The sequence below is a fragment of the Vibrio sp. V38_P2S17PM301 genome, from assembly GCF_009904845.1.
GTDB classification, from domain to species: Bacteria; Pseudomonadota; Gammaproteobacteria; order Enterobacterales; family Vibrionaceae; genus Vibrio; species Vibrio proteolyticus.
Map to the genome: position 1 here is coordinate 64945 of NZ_WXWO01000058.1, position 11531 is coordinate 76475.

Below are 11531 nucleotides of genomic sequence, written 5' to 3' on the forward strand. Positions count from 1 at the left end.
CGCTAGGGCAAAAATGCCAAGCGTTGGGAATTACTCTTAAATGCTTTGTTAAGTTTCTTTAAACAGTAAACAGATATTCTTCTTGTGTGCTCATACTAGCAATCTTATCAGTCTTAACTATTCCTGATACTTTACACATTAATCGATAATTTGACGGTGCATCTTTTGCAATTTTTTCTACGCTCACTGTCAAACTATCAGAAATACTGAAAAGAGTTGAGATGTCTTTCGCTAAATAACGAGGACAATATCCAATAATTTCCGCCGGGTCATCTGTACGAACAATTATCGCATTTTCATCATAAGTATTTTGGCAATCAAAGCATAAAAATAGCCTTTCACCTACAGTTAAACTATCAACTCTTTTTTGAGCTGATTTAGTTAGATGGCTTAGCCCGTGGGCAAAGAAAAAGTGTTCATATGAACCCGAATCTTTTACTTCAATTTTCCTAAACATCTGCAACTGATCGGTACCTCGAAGCCCCCCTGAGCGAGCTAAGATATTCATTGGAGTAGCCTGTTTTTCAGACAACCCTAACCACTGAATAAATTTCGGATATTCTGGTCGACGATTTGAAAGCAACCGATTGTAAAACAATGGAAAAAGCTCTTCAGAAACATAAGACTTTTTGAGGTTTTCCATACCACTAAAAGGAACAAACTTCTCTGCAGATAAAGCTCCTTTCGTATAATGAAACTCGTAACCATTAGAAATTTGTGTCAATGCGCCAACAACATGCCAATCCCTAGTGTCCGGCGATTGCCAAGCTAAGTAAACAGGATCAAACTCTGTCATCTTCTAGTAACCTTTTTTTATTTTCCAATACCATCTTTAATGAAAACTCTCTAGCAACGTCTGATATCACTTCTGTTGGTATTTTGTTAAATATAGCATTTATCTTTTCATCGGTTAGTGCTCGAAGTCTCTCTAACCAAAAAACTTTTGCGTTTTCACGCTTTTCTACAGACAAAAAGAAAGCTTCGTTTGTAAGCAGTGGTTTTCTATCTGTTTTCAGCTTAAACAGTTCAGAGCGAGCCTTTTGAACGAACTTGCCTACCTGTCGATTTTTGTCCTTAGAAGTTAATCTGTCTTCACGCTCTTTGTCGAGAAGCTCTCTTCCTAGGCTTGCAGCATGATCGTATGTTTCGCATAAATATTTCTCTTGCGTCTCAGTGTTTATAACAATTGCCCAATTTTCATGATGGCGATCTTGGTTGCTAATCAATGCATCAAGCATTAAATAGCCACAAAACACGTCTCCAGCATTCAGATCTTCGATGGAGTCCCAACCTTTGGGAGGACTAATGTGTGAAAGGTCGAAACAACCTAAAACACGTTGAACCGTGTGTTCCTTAATCCGTACAAATTGTTGGGTATCCTTCACGGGTTCAGGGTAAGTAGAAGGGCTATCTTTGTGCAATACTTCATTACCCATAACCATTCGGCACTGTTCAGGAATTACGTTTGGAGAAACAATTCCATATCGCTCATTCATTTGAGCCATCTCATACTTTACATGAGGAATACCAAGCTCTTTACACAATTCCTCTGCTACTTTTTCCGACCAATGCTCACCAGTATTCTCACGAGAATATTTGAATAGCCATCTGACATTACCGCCCTTGAAGTTAAACCAAAACTTTTCTTTAGTACCTAGTTGCTCAAGGTCTTCAGGACTTACATTGAGCCTTTTAATTTCAAACGCCATTTGTTTCTTCTTTTGTTGTTTGCTTAAGAGAGTATCAGATTTGTCATGCTGATTCGAGTGATGAAACTTAACGCAGCATTAAGGTGTGAGCGGCGCTTGGCCATACTTGAGCGAAGCGAAACTGCCAAGGTTTATTATACAATCAAGTTCATAGTGGTGTGTCTCATTTTGAACTATTAGATTGCATTTGGTAGCGTAGTAAAAACGCAGATTAATCAATGCTTTGTATTAGTTACCTGTGTTCTAATCGCTAGAACTACAAAAGGGGGCTAAGCCCCCTTAACTACCTGCCGGCAGCGAACCCACATATAACCCTTTTGACTATTGATGGTTAACACTTTTTTATCCCTCAATGCTTTCATATACTGGTTCGCTTTAGCGTTTGAAATGCTCATTATTTTGGCTAGAGTTTTGACGGTCGGTAGGGCGTCATTGTCAATATAGAAAGCTTGAATCTCTCTGTACACTTCGAAGAGTTCCGGACTTAACCGTATTTCCATTACTCACCCTGACTATTAGCCCAGTTCTTGTACGTTGACTCTTTCCAGCGGCGTGGTTTGCCGTGGCCGCCACCGATGTCAGCGCCGGGAAACTCTCCGCGCTTGACCATTAAGTTGAAACCTGTCGAACCAACTTGCAGTAATGCCATAATCTCTTTGGCTGTTAAAAATCTATCTATCATATTAACCTCGAATTCCTAAGACCATTGCTAACAAAGGGTTGATTGTGTGCGGCTTGCGAAAACCGCAATTTTTATAACGTTGTAAAAAGGGCAACTTTTCCTGGTTGGCTATCGTTTTGGCCGGATCCATTTTTACGCCGGAAAACTCACACTTAACAAGCATCAGATAAAGTGGTTCGCTCTTCGCTTCGGGTTGATGGCGTTTGAACACAAAGCCGTAGGTGTCTTCGAGCGTTTTGATTGCAGACCAGATGGCAGACTTTTGGCATTCTGCTTGGGTAGCGATATCCTCGAAGGTAAAGCCCTCGTTATCCATCGCGTATTGAGCGGTGAATTTAAGAACTCGCTTTTTTGCACTCATTGCTCGAATGGCTTTAACTGCGTTCGAACGGCCAGTAAAGCTGCGAACAGGAGTAAATTCAATACATGTGTAGCTTAACTCTCCATGTGAGTGTGATAGCGGCTGGCGCTCGAATTTAAATCCCATCACTTTGAGATTTGTGAGGGTTCGATTAATCAGGTTCTTAGGCACACCAATCGCCTGGCACAACTCATTTAATGAAAATGTCGGATTGTCTATGACAAACAAGCCAGCGTTGCGAATATTGCGTGCTTTGTTTGGGTTAAGAGCGACAACGTTTTGTAATGCGAGATCTTTGTTTTTCATGCGTCCCCCTTATCTACGACGAATAGAAAACGTTTCAGGTTTGATTTCGAAGTAAGCGCCAGGGACTACTTTGCCCGCATTCATATCAGCTTCGATCAATTGCTTGTTCGGTGTCTTAACCGTGTCGTACACGAAATAGGAATCCGGCAGTTTATCTGCTTCAAACTGGATGCTTGTCCCACCATCTTTGCGGGATAAGGTGCCTAACGGCACCTTGTAGGTTTTGATGTCCAGATTTTTCATCACGGTATGTAAACACTCTTTCATGCGCTTGGCGTTGTTCTCGTACTGCTTCTGACGCTCGGCTAAACGCTCTTTCTCCTCTTTGAGCATCTTGGCAGTTGCTTCCTCGTTAGAGATAGCTTTTAGCCAGTCGTTAACTTTATCTTCTAAGCCGGTACCCTCTAGCGTGTCCTGGATTACGGAAGCATCCCAATTATTTTGTTCAGCTAATTTCAAGAGGCCTTGTACGTCTTCAGAGATTGTCCAGATAGTCGCGTTCATAGTGCTGCCTCCTGCGCTGTATGTTCATTACACTGCGTAGATTCCTTAGTGGCCTTTTTGGCAGAGGCTTCTGCGTCTATCCTGGCAATCGTATCTCTGTACTTAAGTTCCAGCTTCTGGATGAAATTAGATTTGCTGCGTTTCTGTTCTTCGTTGATATCGGGTAGGGCGTGGATCGAGATCAACGCCAAACCACGCAACTCGTTGGCTTTGGCTTTTGTGGTAGCCGCTTCCATACTTGTGTTGATCTCTGCCAGTTCAGAAATAACTTTTTCACGGATGCGCGTTTCTTCTTCCGCATGCCGTTTTTGTTCGTAGGAGTTAATTTCGTTTCTGGTTAGCGTTTCTAGATGTGCGTCGTCATGCTCACCTAGATAAACGTCAGCACAAACACCGATCATCGATAGACATTTTCCAAGAGCATCAGATAAGGATTTTTTCAATACTTCATCATCATTCACGAAGTAGCCTGGTTTGTTTTGATATCCGCGGGAGTAATAAAACTGCTTGGTATCACCATAGTTAGTAATGTCCTCAGAGCGTTTGCCTTGATACGTATACCAAAACGCAATCTCACAGTGGTGAATCATTTCACGGTACTGTGTAACCGTATCATTGATTACGATAGGAGAGCCCTCAGTGCTCCATTCACGAACAACTCGGTAACCCCAACCTATCCCCATAGGGCCAAATAGCTCAGTGGCTCGCATGATTCGGTATTGGGTTTTAATCGAGGTTCGCTCGTTATGGTCTTTTTTGGTGAACCGGCGATCAGTGCGATGAACACGGGACCAGATAGACATGTTTTCTTTTATCTGATGGTCTTCGCTCCATTGTTTTTCTAGTTCGTCGAATTGCTCATTTAGATTCAAAACGGCCACTGGTTCTGCAGTGCTAGAGCCGTCAGTATTGGTGACATCCCCAGAAGTGCATTCACGATTCCCGCTAGCAATTGAAACATTAGATTTTTCATTGTGCGAGGCCTCCAGACTTACAACTGATCCAGATTTGTCAGAATGACAAGCATCACTGTTAGCAATGGCAGCCCCAGCAGTAAGGCTGTATTGATCATCAGGTCGCGTCTCTGTTGCTGATTCAATCGTTGGATTGCTTTTTTCTTCTTCTGCATCTTTTTTCACCATCAATTTGTTAATCAGTTGCTTTATGCTTGGAGAGCTCGAAATCAACACAACCGCTTTGCCTGAATCTTTTATGTGGGTCATCAGGCGGCTGGCTGCGTCGGAGTAATATTTATCGTCGCTATCAACGACAAATAGTGACTGGTGAGTATCCTGGAATGCCTCGCGTAGATTTGCTGCGTACTCTGCAGTTAATTCGGCCGATACATACTTATGCTCGTTGCATGATTCCATTAACTGGAAAGCGAGGTGTTGCCAGTGATCAGCCTTGTTGTAGTTGGTTGTTGGTAAGCTTTCTGTGTTGAGTGGTAAACTTTTAGTACCTTTAACGGCATCGACAGCAGTCGCTGGTGAATCTTCGCTTTCTTCTAGGTAAACAGCGTTCTCACGGACAAGGATACGCAAGGAGCGAATATTCAAAAACGTCTTGTATGCTTCGTTCGCACTATCCCAATCAACGTCCTGGATCATGTTCATGGTTTCCAGAGCATCGAAATTGTTATAGACATCGCTAGCTTCTTCTAAAACGGCTTTGAGCTTTTCCGCTGCCTCTTCGTATTGTTCAGCTGTTAGTTCGTTGTGAGCGTTCTCGATTGTGGCTAGACTTTTAGCGATACACTTTTGATAAACATCAGCGTCTGCAGATTCAAGCAAAGCTTCGCCGTAGACTTTTTCATCTAGTATTTCTTCCGCAGATACCGCGGGAGTTTTCTTGGCGTAGAGCCCGATAATTTCCTCACATGCCCCCAGTTTCGCTAGGTCCCTGATTTCGCTCATTCCGTTGATGTGTTCAACGATGGCTGGAACATTGAGCTTGTAATCTCCCATAAGCTGCATGAAATTCGCTTTGACCAAATTTATAAATTCGCTGGTGTTGTATGGGCTTGCACAGTTGCGGTAATCAGGGTGTAAGAGGACAGCGTTAAAAATCTCATTAACGCTTGGCGCTTTGGCTTTTGGTGGCTGAGCTACGGGCTTGACTTGTTGTGGTGCAGTACCTTTGCCACTGGTAGCAACGGAAACGTTGATAAATTTAGCGTTGGATAAGTCAATATTACGAACAAAACGATCTGCAAACTGCGTCTCTGGGTCTTTTGCGTAGCCCTGCAAAATATTAACGCTACGTCCTGCAGTTTCACCCATGGTCTGCGGTAGGTGAGCGGTAATGCCATCAATTGCCTTACCAAGAGCAAAGCTTACGGCGTTTTCTACAGTGCTAAATTCTTGTGGGAAAAACGAATTGATGAAGCCAAGAGCCACCGCGTTATTGCTTGAGCGGTTAACGATCGAGAACGATACGACATATTTTTCGTTGCGTTGAGCAAGGGCTACCCATACGGCCCACGGTTCAACGATAGGGAACTCGGCTTTCTGTGCAGATTCGTGATCAAATAGGTTGGTTGTACTAGTTGTTGGTGCGGCTGCATCTTCAATGTCGGTTTGGCCGGCTGATTCCTTTGACGCTAAATAGTTCGCCAGATCTTCTGCAGTTCCTTCAACTAGTTTGGGGGCCTGATAGCACCCAATATTTTCAGCATCCCAGAACTCAAGTTCTTTCTTTGCCAGCTCTACGCCGTCTTTTTTCAAAGATGCTTTAACCACTACTTGTTGGGTAACGAGGCCTTGAGGGTGTTTACCTTTAAAACTTTTGATTGTTGCGACATAGAACTTGCTCATCTTAAGAATACCTCCGAATGATTAATATTGAAGATATTCGTACCAAAAGTACTAAATGTAAGGTGTAAATTTACCTTTCAGTCCTTATTGTTTTAGTATTTTTGGTTCATAATCTTTATATCTAATTGATTATTCGTACTTTTTATAAGCAAAAAAAAAAGAGCCATTTGGCTCTTTTTCTAACGTTGTTGCTACCATTACCGGAGTGACCACCGTGCGTCGACTACTCTACCTACTATTTCACAGTTAGATTCGTCGAAGTGAATGCGTTTGTAGAAAGGGTCTGGGTTTAAGGGGTTCAAAAACCATCCCTCCGGTTCAATAGTTAACTTTTTAAAAGTCGCAAATGTCCTATTTTCGGTATATGCAACGACAAAATCGTTATTTTGATAATCAGCTAAGGGATCTACGAGTATGAGCATACCGTCTGGAAAGCTTATTCCTATAGGTGCTGTCATAGAATTGCCATCTACTACCAACCAAAAAGAGTCGGTGCTTGCTCTAATTGTTGTTGTCATTTCCAGCAGGCCTTCCATTTGAATTGCTGACTCAAATTTCCCTGCTGACACTTTTCCTAGCACTGGATGACTCCCTACATACTCAGTTCTTGCATAGCATGCAGGTTCCTTTGCATTTGCTCGCTCTCCGTGTTGAAGCCATACACCGTCTACATTCAATTGTTTTGCTAACAATGTGATTGATTCTTGTCTTGGTAATGTTTCTCCTGTAAGCCACTTATGGGCTGCTTTTTGCGACACGTGCGCGAGCTTCGCCAGCTTAGTTGCGCGACCCCATTTTTTGATCCCAGCCATCTCACAGGCCTGCGCTAGCCTAGCTGCAAATTCTTCACGCAATTTTTGATTTTGTACCATAAGTGCATATTAAAGCATTTGACATTAATAGTAAGTTCGATCTAAAAATAGAACCTAAAGTTCAAAGTTAGGGTCGAGTATGTCTCAAAGCTTGATTAAAAAAACTGTAAAGCACATTGGAGCTCTCAGGGTATCCGAATCAGCTGGTGTGTCATTACGTGCTGTATACAAGTGGACGCGTAATGGTCACCTGCCTAAGACGGAATTCACCGGTGAAACAAATTATGCCGAGATCATCGCAGGTCTCTCAAATGGTTTAACTACAGCCTCCGCCTTACTTAAGGAAACTAGGCAAAAAATACAAACCAAAAGGCACCTTAAAACAAGCTCCTAGCCATGACCGTAAGAAAAATAAGCGCCAATGAGCTAGGGAGCCTTGGCCGATGCTACACCACGTTAGATAGCGGTGTGATCAAGAGCATCGATAACCCTGTTGTACTTGCTGTTTGGGTTCATCTTCAGAGCCAATCGTCGGAATGGAAGATAAACACAAAAGAGATTATGTCGCGCTTCGGCTTGGGCAGAGATAAGGCGAGGGCAGTGATCAACGAGCTAAAGAAAATAGGTCTGATTCAGGAAATTTTCGTTCGTGATGACAGTGGCCGGATCGTTGAGAAAGAGCTTGTTTGTCTTGCTCTCCCTATCCCTGATAGCCGAGTGCCTGAAAATCAGGGCGTCGGCCACCAGAAGCCTGAAATTCAGTCTTTCGGTGATGTTGATAAAAATAAACAAAAACAATGCGATATGAGCTTATCCACAGAAAAGTGTGATCTGAACCACAAGCCTGAAAACCGGGGGCCTGAAAACCGGGAGCCTGATAATCAGGCTTTCGGTCACCAGAAGCCTGAAAACCAGTCTTTCGGTGTAGAGCATGAAATTCTTTTAAATCATGAGCTTAACCACCGAGGGCCTGAAAACCAGGCTCCCGGTGTCACCGAGAGCCTGAAAACCAGGGCCCTTAATAAGAGATCAAAAGATCTAATAAGTGATCAAGTAAATAAGCATCGTTTTGATTTTTCCAAAGGAGGACAGAAAGAAATCAACGGAATCACAGAACACCGCCGGCGCGTTCAAAAAGATTTTCTAAGTGGTCCCAAATCGGCGGGCTGGTCTGAGCTTGGAACGGCTGAGCTGTATGTGTGGAAACGCACAGGAAAAGTGCCAATCAGATTGGCTGGTATCACGGATGAACAACTAACCGAACTCAAAGCGAAGTACGGAATTTAAAAAAGCCCCGGCTAGGACCAGGGCAAAAAAATCGACTGATAAAAAATCAGCACAAAACGTGTGTGTAAATCCCAACAGAAACGAAAGCTAACATCATCTCGACGAGGAATTACGGAATGAAAACTATCACTAACCTTCACGACTATCAATCGCTGGTGCCTAAGCCTAACCATCGTTTTGATTACTTGGATTTAAGTTCTACTCAGCTTTTCGAATTGGCTCGATTTGCTATTGAAGAGCGCCACCTAACTGGCAGCCAACGTCTGCGGTTGTTGTTTAACACTCGCTTTGCTTGTGAGCGTAACGCGTGATCACCCACTGGCCATTGTTTTACTACAACGGCTCAAAGCGCTGGGACATTCCTTCGGATAAAGGTTTCATCGAAAAAATGCTTCTGTGTCTGACGCCTGAGAAACAAGCATTCGCCGCTCAGCAGTATGACGACACATATCTGTATTACTGGAATAGGGGACGCCCATTGGATGCCCGAAAACGTGCCAATACGCAGCTACATGGTTACGTAAAGCAAAACTACGACGTTGCTACGTCCGAGATTCGAAAACGCCACCACGCGCTTGAGGAGCGGTTAAAACAAGTAAGAGCTGTTCAACAACAAACCAATCAACGAAATAGACCCAAGATCAATTTAGGGGATTAACGATGGCAACTATCACAATTGAAATCAAAGAGGACGCGTTACAGTTGGCGTATGTTGAGAGGCTTGGCCTGATAGGTATCAATCTTTCATGCGGTGTGAAAATCGAAGGCAATAAAAATACAGAGCCTTTTGCGACGTTGATAGCCAATCATATCGGCGACGTTTACAGAGCAAACCTTGAAACGGCGGTTAAGTCTGCGTCGATGAAAATCCAAAGAGACTTAAGTAACCGCGAGGACGCGAATCAATGAGCGAACAAGGAGAATACTACCTACACGAAAACGGCTCTTTGATTTACAAACCTCATGGTGGTGTAGAGCCAACGAGTGCATTTGTTAAAGGCGTTTGGGCACCATCAGATTTTGGTCGCACCCCTGCAGACCTGGTCGAATGGTTTTGTGAAGTTTACGCGTTAGGCGCAAACCGTAAAGACATCGAGAAATTTGCGAATTCCAACTCGCTTGAATCCCATTACCCAGGATGGTCTCGTGAGGTTTTTGGCTGCGATGAGTCAGAGAGAATATCTGTTTCCAATGGAAAATGCATTCATGGCGTAAGTACTTCAGAACGCTGCACATGGTGCGATCAACATGTTCCATTCTAAGGTGAAAGTATGATTGAACAAAAAATCAAACCAGCAAAAATTCAACGCGACAAAAACGGATACTGGACACATCCGGGCGTGCCTAATTTTGGTGAAAGTGTCACTGTAGCGCGCTTGTCCGATTGGGGGCGTTCGGTCGGCATCATTGTTTATTTTCTACCGATGGCCGAGGACCCATTAGTTAACGATAGCTATGTCGAACAGTGGTTTAAAAATCATTCTTCGGAATGCCTGGATTGGAATCCGACACCAGAATCACTGCCATTTAAGCGTGATGGCTCGTTTCTGTTATCGATACACGAATCCGAAGATGGCCCGATCAGCTGGTGGGCTATGCCTTTTCATCGTGAGGATGGTTTTTACAGGGTTAAGCAGCGAATCACCGACGATCCCAAGGATGATTGTTGGACCATTATGTATTGGAATGAGGATTTCTGGACTCCTAGCGGCTGCGACTGGGTTTCATATCAGGATCACCAGTTAATAGAAATCGACGAAAATCGGATACCAGAAGATCCGACAGAGGCAAAAAAAACAAAACGCCGTGAGTACAAACTTTCTGAATTTTCCGATTGAGCCGCTATGAGTGATCAAAAAATTATGTCTTGCTGCAGTTGCAAAAACTGATGTGTTCGAACGTTTAACGGGTGGCGCGAAGGTATACCTGCACCGGTTAGACCTCACGTGCATCCCGTATGGGGTTTACGAAGACTGTACAAATTTTGTATGGCGTCACCATAAAATCAACGATCCAGAGCAACCACTAGTTAGGTAGGTAACATCCCAACGTCGGAGATTAAAAAGCACGAAGCCACATGCACCGACTTATGGATCTTTTTTGGAAATCCGGCATAATAAAACGAGGGAAGATATACGTGTTATTTATTAGTAAGTATAGACATATATCTATGCTGGTTTAGTTAACGTCGTATCTTAAACGTTAATAATAAACCCAGTAGTATAAACGGAATACTTAGTATTTGAGCAATAGATAGATCCACCATGAATTCAAAGAAATACTGTTTCTGTCTTAAAATATCAAAAATGAATCGAAAAGAAAAAATAGAAACTAGAAATAAACCAAATATTTTCCCATGTTCATTAATGAAGTTTCTTCTCTTTAATGTAATAAATAGTATTGCAAATACGAAGATATAAGTTGATGCTTCATATATCTGAACTGGGTGTCTAGAGAAATTATCAATTCTTAAAAAAGTTACAGACCATGGCACTGCGCTTTTAATACCTAATGCTTCTGAGTTGAAAAAATCACCTAATCTAATGAAAGATAATAATAGAGCTGCAGATATTGAAATTCTGTCTAACAACCAAAGGGTATTGAAATGATACTTATGACTATAAATCAATACTGACGAGATTAAGCCTAAGCAAGCACCATGGCTTACTAAACTATCCTCCCAAAAATATAGCACCTTTATAGGGTTGTTAAAATAATAATTTGGGTCATAGAATAAACAATAAACTAATCTTCCACCAATAATCATTCCAATAATGCATATGCTTAAAAGTGAGCTTAATTTTCTTGTCGAAATGTATTCATTTATATAAAGGTTTTTTAAGACCGAATACCCTAAAAAAGAACCCAAAGCAAAAAAAATCATGTTCCAGTATATAATTAAGCCACCAAAGGAAATTAGTTCTTTATTAATGTCCAAGATCATCATGGTCACTCATAACCTTCACTTCATCAAAGCTAAAACTTTCTATGGTTAAGTTGTTCTTATTTATTATACAGTTCGACTTGAAAATTTTATCTTCAATGCTATAAGTG

The 11531-nt window shown here is 42.3% G+C and carries 14 protein-coding genes; 6 read left to right on the top strand and 8 right to left on the bottom strand.

Annotated features, from left to right (window positions below):
- Nucleotides 1–58: 58 nt before the first annotated feature.
- The 7 genes from CAG64_RS13880 to CAG64_RS13910 all read right to left on the bottom strand — a co-directional run bounded on the left by CAG64_RS13880 (nt 59) and on the right by CAG64_RS13910 (nt 7250).
- The gene (locus CAG64_RS13880) at nt 59–796 is read right to left on the bottom strand and encodes an HIRAN domain-containing protein (protein WP_161489322.1); all 738 of its coding nucleotides are present in this window, start codon (nt 794–796) and stop codon (nt 59–61) included.
- A complete protein-coding gene (locus CAG64_RS13885) occupies nt 783–1709 on the bottom strand; it encodes a hypothetical protein (RefSeq protein ID WP_161489085.1) in 927 nt (308 codons plus the stop codon). Before CAG64_RS13885 ends, CAG64_RS13880 begins: the two co-directional genes overlap by 14 nt.
- Before the next feature lie 499 nt (nt 1710–2208).
- Nucleotides 2209–2358, bottom strand: coding sequence for a hypothetical protein (locus CAG64_RS13890; RefSeq protein ID WP_161457284.1), 150 nt, complete (start codon nt 2356–2358; stop codon nt 2209–2211).
- A 34-nt stretch (nt 2359–2392) separates the two neighbouring features.
- Nucleotides 2393–3058: a hypothetical protein gene (locus tag CAG64_RS13895; protein ID WP_161457283.1), complete on the bottom strand. Its 666-nt coding sequence runs from the start codon at nt 3056–3058 to the stop codon at nt 2393–2395.
- Nucleotides 3059–3067: 9 nt separating this feature from the next.
- Nucleotides 3068–3562: a siphovirus Gp157 family protein gene (locus CAG64_RS13900; RefSeq protein ID WP_161457282.1), complete on the bottom strand. Its 495-nt coding sequence runs from the start codon at nt 3560–3562 to the stop codon at nt 3068–3070.
- The gene (locus CAG64_RS13905) at nt 3559–6378 is read right to left on the bottom strand and encodes a hypothetical protein (protein WP_161457281.1); all 2820 of its coding nucleotides are present in this window, start codon (nt 6376–6378) and stop codon (nt 3559–3561) included. Before CAG64_RS13905 ends, CAG64_RS13900 begins: the two co-directional genes overlap by 4 nt.
- 197 nt (nt 6379–6575) lie before the next feature.
- Nucleotides 6576–7250 carry a LexA family protein gene (locus CAG64_RS13910; RefSeq protein ID WP_161457886.1) on the bottom strand — a complete coding sequence of 225 codons (675 nt, stop codon included), beginning with the start codon at nt 7248–7250 and terminating at the stop codon, nt 6576–6578.
- Between the two features lie 336 nt (nt 7251–7586).
- Between CAG64_RS13910 and CAG64_RS13915 the strand changes: the two genes are divergently transcribed.
- From CAG64_RS13915 to CAG64_RS13940, 6 genes are all read left to right on the top strand, one after another.
- Entirely contained in the window at nt 7587–8477 is an 891-nt protein-coding gene (locus tag CAG64_RS13915) for a hypothetical protein (protein ID WP_161457885.1), read from the top strand.
- Nucleotides 8478–8593: 116 nt separating this feature from the next.
- A complete protein-coding gene (locus tag CAG64_RS13920; protein WP_161457884.1) occupies nt 8594–8788 on the top strand; it encodes a hypothetical protein in 195 nt (64 codons plus the stop codon).
- Nucleotides 8785–9135: a hypothetical protein gene (locus CAG64_RS13925; RefSeq protein ID WP_161457883.1), complete on the top strand. Its 351-nt coding sequence runs from the start codon at nt 8785–8787 to the stop codon at nt 9133–9135. The genes CAG64_RS13920 and CAG64_RS13925 overlap by 4 nt, the downstream gene beginning before the upstream one ends.
- 2 nt (nt 9136–9137) lie before the next feature.
- Nucleotides 9138–9386, top strand: coding sequence for a hypothetical protein (locus CAG64_RS13930; protein WP_161457882.1), 249 nt, complete (start codon nt 9138–9140; stop codon nt 9384–9386).
- Nucleotides 9383–9739: a hypothetical protein gene (locus CAG64_RS13935; RefSeq protein WP_161457881.1), complete on the top strand. Its 357-nt coding sequence runs from the start codon at nt 9383–9385 to the stop codon at nt 9737–9739. Before CAG64_RS13930 ends, CAG64_RS13935 begins: the two co-directional genes overlap by 4 nt.
- Before the next feature lie 9 nt (nt 9740–9748).
- Nucleotides 9749–10315: a hypothetical protein gene (locus CAG64_RS13940; RefSeq protein ID WP_161457880.1), complete on the top strand. Its 567-nt coding sequence runs from the start codon at nt 9749–9751 to the stop codon at nt 10313–10315.
- Nucleotides 10316–10659: 344 nt separating this feature from the next.
- Here the strand turns inward: CAG64_RS13940 and CAG64_RS13945 are convergent, their stop codons facing one another.
- The gene (locus CAG64_RS13945) at nt 10660–11424 is read right to left on the bottom strand and encodes a prolipoprotein diacylglyceryl transferase (RefSeq protein ID WP_161489323.1); all 765 of its coding nucleotides are present in this window, start codon (nt 11422–11424) and stop codon (nt 10660–10662) included.
- Nucleotides 11425–11531 lie beyond the last annotated feature (107 nt).

Excerpts from the sequence above, each read along its gene's own strand:
- CAG64_RS13940 (WP_161457880.1), top strand. The coding sequence starts at position 9,749 with ATGATTGAACAAAAAATCAAACCAGCAAAAATTCAACGCGACAAAAAC.
- CAG64_RS13915 (WP_161457885.1), top strand. The coding sequence starts at position 7,587 with ATGACCGTAAGAAAAATAAGCGCCAATGAGCTAGGGAGCCTTGGCCGA.
- CAG64_RS13905 (WP_161457281.1), bottom strand. The coding sequence starts at position 6,378 with ATGAGCAAGTTCTATGTCGCAACAATCAAAAGTTTTAAAGGTAAACAC.
- CAG64_RS13895 (WP_161457283.1), bottom strand. The coding sequence starts at position 3,058 with ATGAAAAACAAAGATCTCGCATTACAAAACGTTGTCGCTCTTAACCCA.
- CAG64_RS13900 (WP_161457282.1), bottom strand. The coding sequence starts at position 3,562 with ATGAACGCGACTATCTGGACAATCTCTGAAGACGTACAAGGCCTCTTG.
- CAG64_RS13880 (WP_161489322.1), bottom strand. The coding sequence starts at position 796 with ATGACAGAGTTTGATCCTGTTTACTTAGCTTGGCAATCGCCGGACACT.
- CAG64_RS13910 (WP_161457886.1), bottom strand. The coding sequence starts at position 7,250 with ATGGTACAAAATCAAAAATTGCGTGAAGAATTTGCAGCTAGGCTAGCG.
- CAG64_RS13920 (WP_161457884.1), top strand. The coding sequence starts at position 8,594 with ATGAAAACTATCACTAACCTTCACGACTATCAATCGCTGGTGCCTAAG.
- CAG64_RS13930 (WP_161457882.1), top strand. The coding sequence starts at position 9,138 with ATGGCAACTATCACAATTGAAATCAAAGAGGACGCGTTACAGTTGGCG.
- CAG64_RS13945 (WP_161489323.1), bottom strand. The coding sequence starts at position 11,424 with ATGATGATCTTGGACATTAATAAAGAACTAATTTCCTTTGGTGGCTTA.
- CAG64_RS13935 (WP_161457881.1), top strand. The coding sequence starts at position 9,383 with ATGAGCGAACAAGGAGAATACTACCTACACGAAAACGGCTCTTTGATT.
- CAG64_RS13890 (WP_161457284.1), bottom strand. The coding sequence starts at position 2,358 with ATGGCATTACTGCAAGTTGGTTCGACAGGTTTCAACTTAATGGTCAAG.
- CAG64_RS13885 (WP_161489085.1), bottom strand. The coding sequence starts at position 1,709 with ATGGCGTTTGAAATTAAAAGGCTCAATGTAAGTCCTGAAGACCTTGAG.